12 protein-coding genes and 1 riboswitch are annotated in these 19,838 nt (G+C 28.4%); of the genes, 10 read left to right on the top strand and 2 right to left on the bottom strand.

The genetic code is table 11. The features are described from left to right. Nucleotides 1–153: 153 nt before the first annotated feature. Both ACQPUY_RS02660 and ACQPUY_RS02655 read left to right on the top strand, forming a co-directional pair. Nucleotides 154–5,043 carry a sialidase domain-containing protein gene (locus tag ACQPUY_RS02660; protein ID WP_430839369.1) on the top strand — a complete coding sequence of 1,630 codons (4,890 nt, stop codon included), beginning with the start codon at nt 154–156 and terminating at the stop codon, nt 5,041–5,043. 80 nt (nt 5,044–5,123) lie between these two features. Further along, entirely contained in the window at nt 5,124–5,657 is a 534-nt protein-coding gene (locus tag ACQPUY_RS02655) for a hypothetical protein (protein ID WP_430839368.1), read from the top strand. Nucleotides 5,658–5,716: 59 nt separating this feature from the next. On the opposite strand, the gene ACQPUY_RS02650 is transcribed toward ACQPUY_RS02655, so the two are convergent. After that, nucleotides 5,717–6,031 carry a hypothetical protein gene (locus ACQPUY_RS02650; RefSeq protein WP_430839367.1) on the bottom strand — a complete coding sequence of 105 codons (315 nt, stop codon included), beginning with the start codon at nt 6,029–6,031 and terminating at the stop codon, nt 5,717–5,719. 168 nt (nt 6,032–6,199) lie between these two features. Between ACQPUY_RS02650 and ACQPUY_RS02645 the strand changes: the two genes are divergently transcribed. Further along, nucleotides 6,200–6,757, top strand: coding sequence for a beta-class carbonic anhydrase (locus ACQPUY_RS02645; protein WP_430839366.1), 558 nt, complete (start codon nt 6,200–6,202; stop codon nt 6,755–6,757). Between the two features lie 149 nt (nt 6,758–6,906). Here ACQPUY_RS02645 and ACQPUY_RS02640 read toward each other — a convergent pair whose 3' ends face one another. Beyond that, complete coding sequence (locus tag ACQPUY_RS02640; RefSeq protein ID WP_430839365.1) at nt 6,907–7,854, bottom strand: alpha/beta hydrolase; 948 nt, start codon at nt 7,852–7,854, stop codon at nt 6,907–6,909. Nucleotides 7,855–8,023: 169 nt separating this feature from the next. Next, nucleotides 8,024–8,182, top strand: a riboswitch (M-box (ykoK) riboswitch). A gap of 320 nt (nt 8,183–8,502) precedes the next feature. Here ACQPUY_RS02640 and mgtA point away from each other — a divergent pair. The 7 genes from mgtA to ACQPUY_RS02605 all read left to right on the top strand — a co-directional run bounded on the left by mgtA (nt 8,503) and on the right by ACQPUY_RS02605 (nt 19,730). Then, nucleotides 8,503–11,193: a magnesium-translocating P-type ATPase gene (gene mgtA / locus ACQPUY_RS02635; RefSeq protein ID WP_430839364.1), complete on the top strand. Its 2,691-nt coding sequence runs from the start codon at nt 8,503–8,505 to the stop codon at nt 11,191–11,193. 153 nt (nt 11,194–11,346) lie between these two features. Continuing rightward, the gene (locus ACQPUY_RS02630) at nt 11,347–11,976 is read left to right on the top strand and encodes an HAD family hydrolase (protein ID WP_430839363.1); all 630 of its coding nucleotides are present in this window, start codon (nt 11,347–11,349) and stop codon (nt 11,974–11,976) included. A gap of 41 nt (nt 11,977–12,017) precedes the next feature. Next, the gene (locus ACQPUY_RS02625) at nt 12,018–13,001 is read left to right on the top strand and encodes an ROK family protein (protein WP_430839362.1); all 984 of its coding nucleotides are present in this window, start codon (nt 12,018–12,020) and stop codon (nt 12,999–13,001) included. Between the two features lie 370 nt (nt 13,002–13,371). Next, nucleotides 13,372–14,226: a MurR/RpiR family transcriptional regulator gene (locus ACQPUY_RS02620; protein WP_430839361.1), complete on the top strand. Its 855-nt coding sequence runs from the start codon at nt 13,372–13,374 to the stop codon at nt 14,224–14,226. A 5-nt stretch (nt 14,227–14,231) separates the two neighbouring features. Continuing rightward, nucleotides 14,232–14,906: a ribose 5-phosphate isomerase A gene (gene rpiA, locus ACQPUY_RS02615; protein WP_430839360.1), complete on the top strand. Its 675-nt coding sequence runs from the start codon at nt 14,232–14,234 to the stop codon at nt 14,904–14,906. A gap of 21 nt (nt 14,907–14,927) precedes the next feature. Then, nucleotides 14,928–15,755 carry an aldo/keto reductase gene (locus ACQPUY_RS02610; protein ID WP_430839359.1) on the top strand — a complete coding sequence of 276 codons (828 nt, stop codon included), beginning with the start codon at nt 14,928–14,930 and terminating at the stop codon, nt 15,753–15,755. Between the two features lie 315 nt (nt 15,756–16,070). Next, a complete protein-coding gene (locus tag ACQPUY_RS02605) occupies nt 16,071–19,730 on the top strand; it encodes a glycoside hydrolase domain-containing protein (RefSeq protein WP_430839358.1) in 3,660 nt (1,219 codons plus the stop codon). The last annotated feature ends 108 nt before the right edge of the window (nt 19,731–19,838 follow it).

Below are 19,838 nucleotides of genomic sequence, written 5' to 3'. Positions count from 1 at the left end.
AAGTAGGTTACTAAAATAAATATTTTTATAAAGAAAAATTCAACAAACATATAAAAGAAAAAAATGTAAAATAAGTTTGAAAATGGTTGAGACTTCAATTATAATTAAACTGTAAGATTATAATATACAAATTTAAAATGAAAGGAGAAAAAAATGAAAAGAAAGCTTACAAGCTTAATACTGATTATACTTATGACTTGCAGTTTTATACTTAGTCCTATAAAGGACATAAAAGCACTATCAGATGAAAATACACAAATAGTTAATCCAACAAAAGAATATTCAAACAACAAGGTAACTACAATAGAAAATGGAGTAGGGGCAATTGAGGCATCGGAGGAAGATGTTACTACATTTAAGGATCTTGATAACTTTACAATGAACACGACCCTTACAATGTCCGCGGGAACAAGTACAGTACAATCAATTTTCTTTCTTGGAGATAGTACACAAAATTCTAATTATATTTCAATATATTTTACTCCAGGAAGTAATAAAATTGGTATTGAATCAAAGACTGGAGGAATTAATACATCATTTACTACATCAGTTACAATAACTGATGGACAACCTCATACATTTACTTTTACTGTTTCAAAAGGAAACTATTATAGATTCTATTTAGATGGTGAAATGGTCAATGAGGGGAAAACCGCAACTACTTTTTCAAAAGGCATTGTTCCTAATGCAGATCATATGATATTTGGAAATGGAAAACGTGCAAGTAATGGAAATGGATATCCTCTAAATGGTACACTAAAAAATATTGAATTATTTGATAGTGCCATAAGTGAAGAGCAAATTCTACAATATCATGAAAATGGAGGAGAGGAAGAGGTCTTTTCATACAAAAATGCTTATTATAAAAATATATCAGATACAAAATATGAAAATACATCTGTAAACGATGTAAACAATCTTAAATCATTAGAGAGTGGTTCTATTACAGTTAGATATAGAGCAAACGCAGTAACTAATCAGTTAATGACGTTGTTTAGCTTATCTGATAGTACAGATGAAAATAAATATTTTACCTTTTATGTGAATCCTAGTAGCAATTCTATTGGGGTTGAGGTAAAAGGTGGAATGGAAAGTACAGCTAATGGCAATTTTGTACTTAATAATAATCATTTAACAGAGAAATCTGTATCAATAAAAGATACAAAGTGGCATACTTTAACAGTTGTTAAAACAGATAGTACAAATAATAATCGTTACACATTTTATATTGATGGTAAAATGGTAAATTACTATAGTAATAAGAAAGGATTCCTTAATAATGTAACATCAGCTAATACAATAAGTATTGGACAAGTGAAAAGAGGAAATAATGCTAGTACAATGCCATTCGAAGGAGCTATAGATTATGTAAAGGTTATAGAAGGAGTTCTTACTGAAAGTGAAATAAAATCATTACACCAAGAAACAGCAAATACAACAACTACTGAATTAGATTTAACTAATGCATATAAAACAACTCCATATCCAATTTTCTATTCAGGATATGATGGATCTACAGCATATAGAATACCTTCATTGCTTACTACTAAAGATGGGACTCTAATTGCAGCAATTGATAAGCGTAACCAGCATTCTGGAGATTGGGGTAATATCGATACTATGATACGTCGTAAAGAAGTTGGAGAAGAGGATTTTAGCGAAGGGCAAGTTATTTTAGATTTAGTAGATAATAATAGTGGTTCAGCTAATTCAGCATTTCTTATTGATCCATCTATGGTTCAAGATGAAGAAACAGGAAGAATATATTTATTAGTAGATATGTTCCCAGAATCAACAGGATTGGCTAACTCTGATATATTAGGAACTGGAACTGGATATAAGAATATAGATGGAAAAGATTATCAACTCTTATATGATAATGAAAATAATGAATATACTATTCGTGAAGATGGAAATGTATATAATTCAGAAAATCAATTAACTGGATATAGAATAATAACAGAGTGTGAAGCCCCATACAAAGAACTAGGAAATATATATAAAAATGGTGAATATAAGGGTAATATATATATGTTTTCTGGAGAAGATAAGGGAGAATTACATGTAGTTCGTACATCATACTTATGGCTTATGCATTCAGATGATGATGGAAGGACATGGTCTATACCTAAAGATATTACGCCTCAAGTAAAGAAAGATTGGATGAAGTTTATAGGAACTGGTCCAGGGGTTGGGATTCAAATTGACAATGGTAAATTAGTATTCCCTGTTTACCACACAAATGCAAATGTTGGAGCAAGCCAATCTTCAGCAGTAATAGTAAGTGATGATAATGGTGAAACTTGGACAATTGGAGAATCTCCAATGGTTAAATTAGGAAGAGATCCTGAAACTATGACAGGTGGAGGAATGCTTACAGAATCACAAGTAATACAAACAAATAATGGCGAGCTTAAATTATTTATGCGTAATACTATAGCTAATACAGTTTATGTTGCAACTAGCAATGATGATGGTAAAACTTGGTATAAAATTGAAAATGACATTAATATACCAGAAATTTATTGTCAGTTATCAGTTATAGATTTTGAAAAGGATGGTAAAGAATATGTAATGATATCTAATCCGTCAAAATCAGGAAGAATTGATGGAAAAGTTCATCTTGGAGAAATTTCAGAGAATGGAGATATTACATGGACTAATTCTCAATTACTTTCAACCGGACATTTTCAATATTCATGTCTTACACAGTTACCTAACGGTAAATTTGCTGTAATTTATGAACTAGATGATCCTAATGGAAACATTGGAATTTACTATACTGAATTTGATGAAAATTGGATTAAAGCTAGCAATAAAACGATAGATCTTCCAAATCCTGAAGTAACTTCAAGCAGTGCAAAATTAAGTGAAAATAGTTTAACTATCGATTTAAATTTATCACAAAATGTTTTTGTAGCAGGAAATCCTACCCTTACTTTAACAGTAGGGAATAATACGTTAAATGCTGAATATATTAAGGGATCAGGAACAAATAAATTGGTATTTAAAACAACACTTACTGGTAATGAATCAGGAAAAGTTATTGCTACTAATATTGATGAAACTAATGGGATTGTAGAAAACACTATTGGGGGAAAAATTACTGAAGTAAATGAAAATATATATGATCTGACTAAAGTAAGTAAAACATCCTATGAAGGTGTTGATTATACAACACAACATAGTAATTCAACTGCAGAAAATACAGATGGAGCAGCAGTAAACGTTATAGATGGTAATGCTAATACTTATTGGCATTCAACATGGGGAAATTCCAATATTAAGCTTCCACAATCCGTTACACTAAAATTAAAAGAAGAAACAAAAATTTATAAGCTTTCTTATATTCCAAGACAAAATAGTTCTAGTGGACGTGTTAAGGAATATGAAATTTTGGTAAGTACTGATGGCATAAATTTTACAAAAGTAGCAAGTGGTACATTCTTAGATAATATTACTGAGCAAAGCATAGACTTTATACCAGTAAATGCAAAGTATATAAAATTCCAAGTAAATTATGCCTATTCTGGAGGAGCAGCACAAAGTGCAGCTGTAGCAGAATTAAGTCTTTATAAATATACCGATGGACTTTTTGGAGAAGTTGATAAATCAGAGCTTATTGCAGAAGTTGACAATGCAAAAGAAGTAATTAAAGGAGAATATTCTCAAGCAAGTATTAATAAAGTCCAAGAAATGATAAGTAAAGCAGAAGAAATTTTAAATGCATCTATTGTATCTGAAAATATGATAGATAATGCAATTAAGAACCTTAAAGATTCAGAAGAAGCTTTAGTAAATATATCGAATATATTAAATGCTATATTAGAGTTTGAATCTATGGATTCTGAAGATTATACAACTAGTAGTTGGGAAGCCTATAGAAATGCAATTGATGAAGCAAAGGATGTAGCTAAAATGGCAACAACTAAAAAACAGGTAACAGATATACTTGTAAAAGTAATTTATATGAAATCCAATTTAATAGAAGAAGTGAAAGTAGATAAGAAGGAATTAAATACACTATATGAAAATTGTAAAAGCTTTGTAAAAGATGATTATACAGAAGAAAGTTGGAAAGTTTTTGAACAAGCTTTTATAAATGCTGAGAAAGTAATTAATAATTTAAATGCAACTCAAGAAGAAGTAAATTTAGCTTTATCAAATTTACAAGCAGCAGTTTCAGCTTTAGAAAATGCTGAAACTGAAGTAGATAAAACAGAATTACAAAAATTATATAGTGAATCTTTAGTATTTCAAGAAGACGAGTATACAATAGAGAGCTGGTTAATTTTTAGTAATGCAAGAGAATTAGCAAGAGATGTACTTGACAGCAAAGAAGCAACTAAAGAGCAAGTTAATAATGCTTTAGATACACTTAATTTAGCTATTAGTAAATTAGAAAAAATAAAGGTAGAAGAAATAGATGTAACATCACTTCAATCTCTAATAAATTTAGTTGAGGGTATAGACTTAAAACTTTATGCTGAAAAAGGACAAGCTGATTTTAATGATGCTTTAGAATATGCTCGTGAAGTTTTATTATATCCTCAAAGTAATGAAAGGGTGATGGAAGCAGTAAAGTCTCTTAGTAAAGCTTATTTAGATCTTCGCCTTCTTCCTGATAAGGAGCTTATAAATCAGTTAATTAATTTTATCGATGAAGTTAAAGATATAGATATAAATAAGTATTCTTTAAATACTAAAAATACTATTTTAAAAGTTGTAGAAAATGTAAAAAATTTGCTTCAAAATGCTAATATGACAGAAGAAGAAGTTTTAGTAGCAATAGATGAAATAAATGATATAAAATTATTAATGGCTAATGAAGATAATAATATTAAACAAGATAACACAGATATTATAGATACTCCTATAGTAGAGGAAAATAATGTAGATGATAAAACGAATACTAATGAAGATTCTATAATAAAAGGGAAATTACCTAATACTGGCTCGGATTCAATATATACAAGTGTTATTCTAGGACTTACATTTTTAGGCAGTGGAATAACTTTATATAAAAGAAGAAAAGTAAAGTAAATTAAATATTACAAAATAAGTACCCCACTAAAAGATTTGCATAGTCTATAATATAACTATGTCTTTAAGGTGGGGTATTTTTGTCTAAAAAGAAACATAGAAAAAAAAGAGGAAGATCAGCAGCAAATCTTTTTGGGGGCAGAAGAATAGAAAGAAGAACTGATTCAACTACAACAAGACAGGAAGAAAGAGAACCTGTTATAGAAGCGGTAGAAGAGGATGATACGACTGGAACACCTACTCAGGAGGAACTTTTAGAGGAATTAGGTATTATAAATTTAAGTATAGATCTAGTTACTATAATAGTTATTACAACAATTTTAAATTTGTATTATGTTCATAGTTTAAAAGCACAAATTTTAGATGAGTTATTTAATACAAACTTTAAAGAGAATTTTATAGATACAACTAATTTTCCTAGATTAACTAACACTATGTTTTTATTTACAACAGGAATGTTTTTAATCTTAAATTATAGCCTGTTGCAAGAAAGTAAGATAGAACATATAAATGATTGTAATAATAAAGAAGTAGTATCAAGTTATAAATCATTTTTAGCTAGCTTATTTACTTTTTTAGCAGTAATAATAAGCAGAGATAATTTAGAACTTTAAAAAGAGCCATGGTATAAATTTATATATGGCTCTTTTTTTCTTCTAATATTTTTGCTTTATTAAGAGTTAATCCATTCAACTACACCAGGAGTTAATGAAGCAACATCATCTTTACAAACCTTAGTTACGAATAGTAAATCACCAGCTTCTAAGAAAGGTTTAATTTTTTCAGATATATCTTTAGCTGGAGTATTAGTTTTAACTAAATAACTATCAGGCATGAAGTTAGCCCATGCACCTAAAGATTTTATAGTTGCAACTATATCATAATCATCACGATGATGGTGATGATGTTCATGATCGTGATCATGATTTTCACATCCGCATGAGTGAGAATTTTCATTTAAATAAAATGTTATTGCATAAGTTTCCATAATTACCACCTTAAATTTATATTTATCTTTATAATAATATATATTGTTAATAAAATCTAGTTAATTATTATGTAAAACAATATTTATACAATATATATACATAATAAATATAGGAAAGTATAGACTAATGATATAAAATTAATGAAAATACATAAAGGGGGAAAGACTATGACTAAGTTAGAAGAAATATTAGAGTTTAATAAAATCTTTATAGAAAATAAGGAATATGAAATATATAAAACCTCAAAAGAGCCAGATAAAAAAATACTTATTTTATCTTGTATGGATACACGATTAACTGATTTACTACCTAGAGCTTTAAACATAAAAAATGGAGATGTTAAAATTGTAAAAAATGCTGGTGCATCAATTATGCATCCTTTTGGAAGTGTAATTAGAAGCATAATAGTAGCAGTATATGAATTTAATGTAGATGAAATATTTGTTATTGGACATCATAGTTGTGGAATGTGCAATTTAAATACAGATAGTTTACTTAATAAGATTTTAGATAGGGGAGTTTCAATAGAAACAATAGAAACTCTAGAAAATGGCGGTATCGATATAAAAAAGTGGCTTCATGGATTTGACTCTGTAGAAAAATCTATTGAAGATAGTGTGAATTTAATAAAAAAACATCCATTGATTCCTAAGGAATTAATAGTGCATGGGTTAGTTATTGATCCTGAAACAGGGAAGTTAGACGTAGTAGTTAATGGATACTAATTACATATTTTATTTTTCAGGAATTTATAAAAAGATTAGCCTATTAATAACTTTTTATAAATTCCGTCATTCAGTTTTGGAGTATTAAAATATCATAGCAAGGTGACTTGGAGCGAAGCGACGGAACCTAGATATGATATTTAAAAAATTTAAATATATTTATTTATAAAATTTTCTATAGTTGACCAATATAGATATGGATCTACCTTTGATGATTTAGCATGTCCAGCACCTTTTACTGTTAATCTCTCTTTGTCAGAACTTGTAGCATCATAAAGTTCATCCATCATTTTGTAAGGAACAAAGTCATCTTCATCTCCATGAATAAATAATATAGGAGTTTTAGATTTTGCTACTTGTTTTAAAGCAGAAGCTTCTTTTAAACCATAACCAGCTTTAAATCTTGCAATAGCAGAAGAAGCATTCATTATAGGAAAATTAGGTAATGAATACATTGATTTTAATTGATGAGAGAATTGTTCCCAAACAGAAGTATAACCACAATCAGAAATAATTGCTTTTATGTTGCTTGGAAGTTCTTCACCAGAAGTCATAGATACTGTAGCAGCGCCCATGGACACACCATGAAGAATAATTTTAGAATTTTCATTTTCATTAAGAATTAAATCTATCCATTTCAAAATATCAAGTCTATCGTACCAACCCATGCCAATGTAGTTTCCTTCACTTTCACCATGGCCTCTTAAATCAGGAATTAATATACTATATCCCATATCATAAAATCTTTTAGCGTAGTTACTCATATAAAGACCTTTACTTGTATAACCATGAACTGTTATTACCCATTTATTACTAGAATTTTCATTTAGAATTTTATATCCATGCATTGTTAAGTTATCGAAAGATTTAATATATACGTTAGAATAATTAGATTTATTAAGTAGCCAAACTAATGTTTTGTTAACGACTTCACCACTAGTAGATTTTGCTTCTTCTTTACTACCAAAAATAGAATCCTTTGAAGTCTTAGGATTAAGTGCTAAGTTATAGAAATAATTTCCGATAAGACTTAAAGCACCAATAGATAGTGTACCTAAAACACTTGTAGATATTAACATAGCTTTTTTCTTATTCATATATCATCACACCTTAAAATAAAATAATATATAATATTCAAAATAAAATATAAAGTTGTTATTAAGGATTATTTTAACATTTTTAAATGCGTATAACAATATTGTGTTAAATTTATAAAAAGCTTGACAATTATAAATATTCTTCATATGATGTAAGAGTAATAAGAATTAAATATTTCGGTAGGTGAGGTTACCACAAGGATAAGGGTTGCTGCCGCAAAATAGTGGAGACACTATGAGAAGGTCAGCAGTTTATGTCGAAACCAAGGCATAGACTAATGCAATTTCATCGCCTTGTGATACTGAAGCTTGAACGATGATAAAGTAAGTAAATTACTTTATATTTTGCGAAAACTTTTTTATTTATATTATTTTTTATAATATATTTATTAGTTTACTCACCTTACCATTTACATGTGGTAAGGTTTTTTTATTCTCAAATATCCATTTTATAAAATTTGATTTTAGGAGGTGAAGAGGAATGGATGAGGAGAGTAGTAAGATTATAGATCCTTTAGGGCAAATTATAAGATTATTTATTAGGGAGGACTCTATTCCTCTCACAATTTAAAATTAAATATTTATTATAATACTTCTTTAGGATCTATGTCTTACATCTAGATTTATTAAATATTAGGAGGTAAGACCATGAAAAAGAGATTATTTAAAAGAGTAATTACAGAAGAAGTAAGAAAGAATGGAGTAGATAATAACTTAATTGTAGCTTCAAAATTAAAAGAAAAAGATATTTTAAAAAAATATAATACAAGCTATGAAGGCTATGAAGAAAGTAAAGTAGAGTTAATGAGGGATGAGTATGGTAAAAATGAAATTACTCATAAAAAAGGTGATTCAATATTAAAAAGATTAGTAGAAGCCTTTATAAATCCCTTTACAATAATTTTATTAATATTAGCAATAATATCTTTTGCTACAGATATAATAATGGCTGAGCCTGGTAAAAAGGATGGAACTTCAGTTATTATAGTAACTTCAATGGTTCTAGTTAGTGGGGTACTACGATTTGTTCAAGAAACAAAGTCTAATAAAGCAGCTGAAAAGTTAGGAGAAATGGTAGAAACTACAATTAGTGTATCTAGAAAGATTGAAGGTGTAAAAGAAATTCCAATAAATGAAATAGTAGTAGGAGATATAATTAATCTAGCAGCAGGAGATATGATACCAGCTGATGTTAGAATATTGAAATCTAGAGACTTGTTTATAAGTCAATCATCTCTAACTGGTGAAAGTGAATCTGTAGAAAAGGTATCTGATCCATTATTAACTGATTGTAAAAATCCACTAGATATAGATAATCTAGCTTTTATGGGAAGTAATGTTATTAGTGGTTCAGCAATAGCCATTGTAATTAATGTCGGTGATAATACAATATTTGGTGGTATAGCAAAGGATTTATCAAATAAAAAAGATGATACTAGTTTTGAAAAGGGAGTAAATTCAGTTTCTTGGGTACTAATTAGACTTATGCTAGTTATGGTTCCAGTAGTTCTATTTATGAATGGATTTACTAAGGGTGACTGGATGGAAGCATTTTTATTTGCTGTATCAGTAGCAGTAGGATTGACTCCAGAAATGTTACCAATGATAGTTTCTGCAAACCTTGCTAAAGGGGCAGTATCAATGTCAAAGAAAAAGGTAATAGTTAAAGATTTAAGTGCAATACAAAACTTTGGTGCTATGGATGTTCTTTGCACAGATAAAACTGGAACAATTACTCAAGATAAGGTAGTTTTAGAATACTCATTGAATATTCATGGTGAAGAAGATAATAGGGTATTAAGACATGCTTTCCTTAATAGCTATCATCAAACAGGACTTAAAAATTTAATGGATATAGCAATAATAAATCATGCTAATGAAAGTGATATGCTAGAGTTATGGAGAGACTATAAGAAGGTTGATGAAATTCCTTTTGATTTTAGTCGTCGTCGTATGAGTGTTGTAGTCCAAAGCAAGGATGGAAAAACTCAACTAATTACTAAGGGCGCTATTGAAGAAATGTTAGAAGTATCTACGCATGTAGAGTATAAAGGCGAAATTAAAGCTATTACAGAAGAAATTAGAAAAGAAATTTTATGCAGAGTTTCATACTATAACAGTCAAGGAATGAGAATATTAGGTATATCTCAAAAGAATAATCCACCAATGGCAAATGAACTTTCAACTAAGGATGAAAAAGATATGGTTCTAATGGGCTTTTTAGCCTTTTTAGATCCACCAAAGGAAAGTACTGCTAGAGCAATTAATGCATTAAAAGATTATGGTGTTAATGTAAAAATTCTAACTGGTGATAATGATAAAGTTACAGCAGCCGTTTGTAAACAGGTTGGAATTAAAGTAAATAATTTATTATTAGGTTCAGATATAGAAGAAATGGATAATGAATTATTAAGAGAAGCTGTTGAAGAAACTAATGTATTTGCTAAGCTTTCACCATCCCAAAAGACTAAAGTTGTTTCAGCTCTTAGAGCGAATGGACATACAGTTGGATTTATGGGAGATGGGATAAATGATGCAGCTGCAATGAGTGAAGCTGATGTTGGAATATCAGTAGACACAGCTGTTGATATTGCAAAAGAGTCAGCAAATATAATTTTATTAGAAAAAGATCTAATGGTATTAGAAGATGGTGTAATTGAAGGAAGAAAGATTTATGCTAATATAATTAAATATATTAAAATGACAGCTAGTTCAAACTTTGGGAATATATTTTCTGTACTAATAGCAAGCATATTCCTACCATTTATACCAATGCTACCAATTCAATTATTAATGTTAAATTTAATTTATGATATTTCATGTATAACAATTCCATGGGATAATGTTGATGAAGAGTATTTAAAAGCACCACGTAAGTGGGATGCAAGATCTATAAGTAAATTTATGTTCTGGATGGGCCCTACTAGTTCGTTATTTGATGTTATAACATTTATAATAATGTATTTCTTTATTTGTCCATTTGTATTTGGAGGACAATTTAATAGCTTAAATGAAATACAACAACTTGGATTCATAGGACTTTTCCATGCAGGATGGTTTGTTGAATCATTATGGTCACAAACTCTTGTAATTCATATGATTAGAACACCAGAAATACCATTTATTAATAGTAGAGCATCATGGCAACTAACTTCATTAACTACTTTAGGAATAATAGTAGGAACAATTATACCATATACTAGATTTGGTAGTGCTTTAGAAATGGTTGCAATGCCTTTTATATATTTTGTATGTTTAATTATAATTATTATTTTGTATATGTCTTTAGTGACAGTTTTAAAGAAAAGATTTATAAATAGATATGGAGAACTACTATAAGTTTTTTTGAAGAGTCCTAGCTTAAATAGTTAGGACTTTTTGCTTTAGCAATATTAATATATGATTTTTTCATTGAATATTTTATAAATATATGGTAATATACTTTTGAAAGAAACTTTCAAAAGTTAATATGAAAGGTATAGGAGAGAATAGATGGGAAGGTACAAGTGTATAATTTTTGATATAGATGGAACAATTTTAAATACAGAAAGAATGAATCTTGTTCCGTTACAAAGATTAATCAAAGAGGAACTTGGATTAGAAATACAGTATGAAAATTTACTTAAATATAAAGCCTATGCTGGAAAAAGAACTATAGAGGAACTAGGATTCAAGGATATAGATAAATCTTATAGCAAATGGGTGGAGTATGTAAATGACTTTGAAGAAGGTGCTGTGTTATATGATGAAATTTCTGAAGTTATAAAAATATTAGACTCAAAAGGAATTATATGTGCAATAGCAAGTTCTAAAATGAAAAATCAGTATGAAATAGACTTTGGACCTACTGGATTAAATAAATATATTAAATGCAAGGTTTTAGCGGAGGATACAAAAAAACATAAGCCATATCCTGATCCATTATTAAAAGTATCTCAAATATTAAATATTAGTCCTGTGCATTGTATGTATATTGGCGATACAATATTTGATTTTAAAGCAACTAAAGCTGCAGGAATGGATTTTGGAATAGCTCTTTGGGGAGCTGATAATTTAGATGGGATAGAGGCTGATTTCGAGTTTAAGAGACCTAGTGATATTTTAAAAGAGTTAGGACTTTAATAATGAGGAAAATTGCAGGAAAACCAAAAGAACTAAAAAATGTGAATACTTCGTTAATAATTAATTCAATAAAATCTAGAGGTAATGTAACTAGGGGAGAAATTGCAGATGATACTGGTTTAAGTCATACTACTGTAAGATCTATTCTCAATGAATTATTAAATATGAATGAAATAGTATCTATAGGAGTTGGAGAATCCAGTGGAGGAAGAAGAGCTGAAAGGTATGAAATAAATTCTAATAAAAGATATTTAATAGCTATTTCAATTGAAGAAAATAAGATAATCTATAGAGTTGTAAATGCTTTAGGCGAAGTTTTAGAAGAAGATAGTAAAGTAATAAATTCATTAGAGGATACTGATATAGTTATAGAATTAATAGAAAATTTATCTCAAGTTCATCATAATATAGAAGGTATTGGTATTAGTGTTCCGGGAGTTGTAACTAATGATGGATACTTATCTGGAATCAGAATGGAAGAATGGAAAGAAATATTAATAAAAAAACAAATTGAAGAAAGATTCCATATTCCAATATTATTAGAAAATGATATAAATTCTGCTGCAATAGCCTTTTATAATGAGTATATAGAAAAAAACAATTGTGAATCAATAAGCCTTGTTTATATAAGTTTTTCTTCGTTAGGAGTAGGAGCTGGAATAATAGTAAATGGAAATGTTATAAAAGGTGATAATGGATATGCAGGAGAAATTGGATTTATCCCAATTGAAAATACTTATTTAAATGTAAAGATGCTTAATGATTTAGATGATTATGAGTATTGTGGTTTAATTATAAATACTGTTAAAACAATAGCAGCGATAATTAATCCAAGTGTGGTTGTTTTAGGTGGAAGTAGTTTTAGATATAATATAAAGAATAAAATTATAAATCGATATAATAAAGAATTTAGAATAAGTACAAAGATATTAGTACAAAAAAATGATGATAATTATGCTTTAGAAGGAATAAAAGAAAAAGCTTTATGCTTGATAAATAAAGAAGTTAAGCTAATTAGAAGTTAAATATTGTGTTATTATTAGTACTAAGGGCGTAATAGATTTTTCTAGCGTTACCAAAGTACTTTTTAATAAATTTAAGGCTATGACATTTTATTAAGTCATAGCTTTTCTTTATCTCTAGTAAAAAAGTGCTTATACACAATTTTACTTATTCAGTTGTAAGCTCCAAATCATTTCAAAATTAATAGAAGAACTTCAGAAATAAAGGAAGGAAATTATAAAAGGTTATTCACAGGGGAACCTCCTTATAATTTCCTAAAGAATAAGAAAAAAAATTTCTTGTGAATAAATCACAAGAAATTTTATTTTACAATCTTACATTATATTGATATACTTATCTTAAGAATAAATATCATTGTAAGGAGTAAAGTTTATGAAAAATAATAAATCAGTAATTGATGGAATTTTTGCTGAATATGAAAGTTTTTTTGATGCTGAGAAGAAAATTGCTAATTACATTTTAAATAATCCTAAAAAGGCAGTAGAAATGACAATTTCAGAATTGGCAGAAAAAGCTGGAACAAGCGAAGCAACTGTATCTCGATTCTGCAAAAGGTGCAATATGAAAGGATTTCATCACTTTAAAATTACTCTTGCAAAGGAATTAGTAGAATCACAAAAAGAAATTTTATCACTTTCAGGAGAGATAGGTGAAAATAATATAAAGCAGTCTCTTCAAAATATATTATTAAATAAAATAGATGAATTAAAACAAACTATTTCTGGAATTAATGAAAAAGAATTTAAAGAAATATTAAGTTTGTTAAGTAATGCAAGAACTGTGCAATTTTCTGCAGTTGGTAATACAATACCTGTAGCTATGGATGGAACATATAAATTTAATCAAATAGGTATTGCATCTGTTGCTAATATAATTTGGGAAACACAGATTGCGTATACATATAATATTTCAGATGAAGATGTTGTTATAATAATATCTAATTCTGGAGCATCTAAAAGGCTTATTACTATAGCAGAAATAGCAAATGAAAGATCAGCAATAACTATAGCTATAACCAATAGTGAAAACTCACCTTTAGCAAAAGCTTGTAAATATCATATTAAAACTGCAACTAGAGAAAAGTTATTTTTAGATGAGTATTACTTTTCAAGGATATCTGCTATGACCGTTATAGAAGTATTATTTCTTTTCTTAACATTAGGAAAAGAGCATACATATAAAAATTTAAGTAGACATGAACAATCAATAGCAGATGATAAGATATAGAAAGGATGGGGATTATGAAGAAAAGATGTGCAAAAGAAGCTTTAAAATATATAAAAGACAATAGTATTATAGGATTAGGTGCTGGAAGTACTATTTCTCATCTAGTGCATTATATAAAAGAAGAGCAGATAAAAGTTAAGGTAGTAACCCCATCTTTTAGTACTGAAAATATTTGTATAAAGAATGGGATAGAAGTTCTTCCAACTTGTTCTGTAAGTTCTATAGATATTGCATTTGATGGTTGTGATGAAGTTGATTATGATTTAAATGCTTTAAAAAGTGGTGGAGGAATTCATACTAAAGAAAAGATTATAGCTAAGATGTCTAATGAATATATTTTACTTGTAGATGAAAGTAAGGTAGTAGAAAAAATAGATTTTAAATATCCAGTAGTATTAGAGGTAATACCTGAAAGTATGAGTTATGTTAAAAAAGTAGTAGAGTCTTTAGGTGGAGATGTATCAATGCGAAGCAGTAATTCAAAGGATGGATTAGTTTTAAGTGATCATGGGATGTTCTTAATGGATGTAATTTTTGATAAGAATAAAGTAGAAAGTATTGAGAATTTAGATAAAACTCTTAATGAAATATCAGGAGTTATAGATACATCTTTATTTTATAATATAGCTACAAAAGCATTAGTAGTTAATGAAAAAGGAGTAAGAGAAATAAAAAAATAATTATAAATGGGAGTGAAAAATATGAAAAAAGAGTTCAATTTATTAGCAAATGGAGTAAAAATACCATCAATAGGTTTTGGTACCTATAAGCTTGGAGAAAATGAAAAAGCAGTAAGTACTTTAAAACATGCTTTAGAAGTAGGATATAGACATATAGATACAGCAGCATTTTATGGAACTGAAGAGGCTGTAGGAATAGCTATTAAAGAAAGTAATGTGAAAAGAGAAGACATATTTTTAGCAACTAAGTTATGGAATGATTGTCATGGTTATGAAAAAGCTATGAATGCTTTTAAAGAATCTACTAAAAAATTGGGAGTAGATTATTTAGATTTATATTTAATACACTGGACAAATGAATTAAATGCTGATACATGGAGAGCATTAGAAGATCTTTATACTGAAGGAAAAGTTAAAGCTATTGGTGTATGTAATTTTAAAGTAGGTCATTTAGAAGAATTAAAGAAAACAGCTAAAATAATGCCAATGACAAACCAAATAGAAATACATCCAGGATGTACTCAAAAAGACATGGTAGAATATTGCAAAGAAAATAATATTCAATTAGTAGCATGGAGTCCTATTATGAGGGGAAGAGTTTTAACTGAGCCTATAATGATTGAATTATCAAAGAAATATAATAAAACAATTCCTCAAATAACTTTAAGATGGCATATACAAAATGGAATTATTCCTATACCAAAGTCATCCAATGAAGGTAGAATTAAAGAAAACTTTAATATATTTGACTTTGAAATATCTAAAGAGGATATGTTAAAAATAGATTCTTTAAATAGAAATGAAAATGTATCAGGAGTACCAGAAAACACAAACTACTTAAAATATTAAGTATCAATATTAGAAAGCAGCCACATCTTATAATGAGATGTGGTTTTTTTTATTAAAAACTGTATAAATAAATGATATAGATATTTAAAAAAGAGATAAAGATATGGATAATGCAATAATTTATAATCAATGTTAGTAAATCATTTTATTCTCTTCCACAGTTTATTCAATATACTTACTTTTATTACTTAAATTTCCATGATATTATATTATTAGTAGTATTACTATAAATTCTAAAGAAAAAAAGGAGGGTATTGAAGAATTGGAAATATTTGATGTAATACTTAATAAATAATAGAATTTGGAGGTATATTTATGAGGTTATCTAAAGGTAACTTTAAAGCTTTGACATCTAGATTAGTATGCTTTTTTATACTATTTTCTTTGTTTTCAAATTTCTCTATTTCAGTCAAAGCTGAAAATGTTAATATTACAAATGAAAAGGAAGAAGTAGTAACTATTATTGATGATTATGATAAAAGAAATGCTATGGCTGATAGTAGTAGAGTTTTGGGGGATCAAATTGACTTTGCTAAGGTATATTCAATGGAGACTGTAAATCCAGATAAGGAATACGTAACAATTGTTAATGATCATACAATTGGTGAAGATATATTTAATTTTAAATACTCTAGTGGATGGAATGAATCTACTGGTGTTAGTTCTTTCTATAATGAAGATGAATTCTGGACTTTAGCAACATCAAGTTTTCAACCTAGCTATACATTAAAATTTTATGGAAATAAGGTTGAATTATATGGTGTTAAAGAACCGACAGCAGCAATATACGAGATTTCTATTGATGGTTCTGAACCTGAAGATGCCGATGCATATAATGCAACAAGAATAGTTCAACAAAAAATATATGAAAAAGATGGTTTAAGTGATGGAGAACATACTTTAACATTAAACGTAACTATGAGGAAAAATCCTTCTTCTACAAGCTATAATGGTGAAATAGATTTTGCTAAAGTATACCATAAGCAAATATCTGCGACAGGAATAACTATGGACACTGACAAACTTCAAATTGAAAAGGGAATGTCTGAAACAGTAAATGCAACTGTTGTCCCTAATTACGCTACACAAAAATCAATTTATTATTCAATTGCTGATGAAAAAATTGCTACTATTAATGAAAAGGGTGAAATTACAGCTTTAAATGAAGGGAAGACTAATGTTATTGCTACAGTTAAAGGTACTAATATATCTACTAGTATTCCTTTAACTGTATCTCCAACAGGATCAATTTTAGGTGCTTCTATAGGTTCTACTGATTTTCATTACCTTCAAAAGAATTACAATGATATTAAAAAGTTAAATTCAACAACATGGAGCGATACTGCTTGGATTGGTGATGAATTGAACTCTAAAATAGTTACTTGGACAAAAGCGGATAAAGTAAATAATGTTACTATATCTTCCAGTAATTTTGTAAACGAAAACGGAAATATAATTTCTTCTGATAATGTAGAAATTTCTTGGTTAAAAGAAACTTTAGCTAACATTGGACGTGGTAATTCATCTGCTCCAGTTGAGCTATTTCCTGATATTATTCATAAAGGTGGAGAAATTAATATTGAAGCTAGTAAAGTTCAATCTGCTTGGATCAATATAGCTATTCCTAGAGATGCAAAACCTGGTGTATATAATGGTAAAATAACTGTTAGTGCTGATGAATTAGAAACACCACATGTTTTTAATTACTCATTTGAAGTTTTAAATCTTGTACAACCATTACCACAAGAAAGTAATACACAAATTGAAATTTGGCAACATCCATATTCGGTTGCAAGATACTATGGAGTAAGCGAAGAGGATTTATTTACAGAAAACCACTTTAAATACTTAAGAGGAAGCCTTGAAGAATATCGTGATATGGGTGGTAGAGGTGTTATAGCTAATATAGTCGAAGAGGCTTGGAATCATCAATCATACGACAGTGATCCGTCAATGGTTAAGTGGAAAAAAAATGATGATGGAGGCTTTACTTTTGATTATACGCATTTTGATGCTTGGGTTAATTTGAATATTGAATTAGGAATATTAGATCCTGAAACAAACTTTGGACAAATTAAATGTTATAGTATAGTTCCATGGAATAATAAAATTCAGTACTTCAATGAAGCAACAAATAAAACTGAATCTATTAACCCAACACCTGGTAGTGATCTTTGGAATGATACTTGGACTGAATTTTTAACTGATTTTATGAGTCATTTAGAAGAAAAAGGATGGTTCGACATAACATATATTTCTATGGATGAGAGAGGTATGAATGATTTAATGGCCAGTGTAAACCTAATTGAAAGTATTACAAATTCTGATGGAGAACATTTTAAAATATCTTCAGCGATGAATTATCAAAGTGGAAACGACTATTCTTTCTTAGATAGAATTGATGATATATCTATAGGTTTATCACATATTAATGATAATTCTGATGATATGAAAAAAATGTCTGCTCATAGAAAAGAATTAGGTTTATTAACTACAATTTATACTTGCACTGGAGATTATCCAAATAGCTTTACAATTAGTGATACAGCTGAAAGTGCTTGGACTATGTGGTACTCTTTAGCTCAAAATACTGATGGATTTATGCGTTGGTCATGGGATAATTGGGTAGAAGATCCATTAACAAATGTATCGTATAAATATTGGGAGCCTGGTGATCCGTGGTATATATATCCTGTAGAGAAAGATGATACTTCTTCAGGAGTATTCTACTCTACACCAAGATATGAAATGTTAAAAGAAGGTATTAGAGATATTAATAAAGCAAAATATCTTATGGAAGTTTCTCCAGAATTAAGCGATGTTATTGAAGATTTAGTAAAATCATTAGAGAGGCCTAATAAAGGAGGAAATGGATATGGATCTGCAGTTGATGCTAGTGAAGCTGATCGTAAGTTAGTTATTGAAGAAGTTGAAAGAATGCGTAATGGTATAAATAGCTTTGCTAGAGAATATTTAACTAATATATCATCAGAAGTTAATAAATCAGAATTAGAAGAGGTAGTTGACAGTGTTAGTACTTTAGTTGAAAGTGATTATACTAGTGAAAGTTGGGCCAATTTAATAGATGTTTTAAAGACAGTAAATCTAGTATTATCTAATGAATCAGCTACTCAAGAAGAAGTTGATAATGCTAAGGTATTATTGGATGAAGCTATAGATGCTTTAATAAAGGCACCAATAAATGTATTTAAAAAACATTTAGTAATTGCAGTAGAAGAAGCTTTGAAAATAACTGAAGATGAATTAATTAATATTGTTCCTGCAGTAGTTAAAGAATTTAAATCTTCTCTTATAGAGGCTCAAGCTATATTATTTAATGATACTTCAACCCAAGAAGAAATTAATAAATCATTCAATAGATTAAGTGAAGCAATGCAAATGTTGTCATTTATTAAAGGGAATAAGAGTAATTTAATATCACTAGTTGAAAAAATTGAAACATTAGACTCAAAAGAATACATTGCTGAAACTTGGGATAAACTTAATACGGTTTTAGTAACTGCAAAGAGCGTAATAGCTGATGATAATGCGCTTGAAAAAGAAGTATCATCAACTTATGAAGCTCTTGTTAAATCATTATTAAATTTAAGATTAAAACCAAGTAAGGATAAGCTTAAAGATTTAATAAATAAATCTGAAAGCTTAAATAGTTCTAATTATACTAAAGAAAGCTGGAGTAATTTAGAATCACAATTAATTTTAGCAAAGTCTGTTGTTGAAGATGAAAATTCTACTGAAGAAGAAGTATTAAATTCAGAAAAAATAATAGAATCTGCTTTAGATAGTTTAGTAGCTTTAAGTAATGATAACAATACCAATAATAGTAATGGCAATAACAATGGTGGTAATAATAATCTACCAAATACAGGTGCTCCAATAGGATCTTCTATTATATTTATTTTAAGTACGGCTTGTGTTGTAGGTGGTTCTATTTTAAAAAAGAAAAATAAATAGAAATTAATTTTGTTAATAGTAGCATTGGCGCTTATTCCAATCAGTGCTACTATTAATATAAATCTATAAATTACACAATATATTGTTAAAATCTTTTAACCTATATAC

Origin of the sequence: Clostridium nigeriense, assembly GCF_050585245.1 — a bacterium.
In the GTDB taxonomy this organism is placed as follows: domain Bacteria; phylum Bacillota; class Clostridia; order Clostridiales; family Clostridiaceae; genus Clostridium; species Clostridium nigeriense_A.
The sequence above is the reverse complement of the archived record's forward strand: the minus strand, read 5'-3'. Positions and strand labels throughout refer to the sequence as shown.

What these genes read in the sequence shown, in the direction of transcription:
- ACQPUY_RS02640 (WP_430839365.1), bottom strand. Translation starts at nt 7,854, where the DNA reads ATGAATAAGAAAAAAGCTATGTTAATATCTACAAGTGTTTTAGGTACA.
- ACQPUY_RS02620 (WP_430839361.1), top strand. Translation starts at nt 13,372, where the DNA reads ATGAAAAATAATAAATCAGTAATTGATGGAATTTTTGCTGAATATGAA.
- ACQPUY_RS02645 (WP_430839366.1), top strand. Translation starts at nt 6,200, where the DNA reads ATGACTAAGTTAGAAGAAATATTAGAGTTTAATAAAATCTTTATAGAA.
- mgtA (WP_430839364.1), top strand. Translation starts at nt 8,503, where the DNA reads ATGAAAAAGAGATTATTTAAAAGAGTAATTACAGAAGAAGTAAGAAAG.
- ACQPUY_RS02630 (WP_430839363.1), top strand. Translation starts at nt 11,347, where the DNA reads ATGGGAAGGTACAAGTGTATAATTTTTGATATAGATGGAACAATTTTA.
- ACQPUY_RS02605 (WP_430839358.1), top strand. Translation starts at nt 16,071, where the DNA reads ATGAGGTTATCTAAAGGTAACTTTAAAGCTTTGACATCTAGATTAGTA.
- ACQPUY_RS02610 (WP_430839359.1), top strand. Translation starts at nt 14,928, where the DNA reads ATGAAAAAAGAGTTCAATTTATTAGCAAATGGAGTAAAAATACCATCA.
- ACQPUY_RS02660 (WP_430839369.1), top strand. Translation starts at nt 154, where the DNA reads ATGAAAAGAAAGCTTACAAGCTTAATACTGATTATACTTATGACTTGC.
- rpiA (WP_430839360.1), top strand. Translation starts at nt 14,232, where the DNA reads ATGGGGATTATGAAGAAAAGATGTGCAAAAGAAGCTTTAAAATATATA.
- ACQPUY_RS02650 (WP_430839367.1), bottom strand. Translation starts at nt 6,031, where the DNA reads ATGGAAACTTATGCAATAACATTTTATTTAAATGAAAATTCTCACTCA.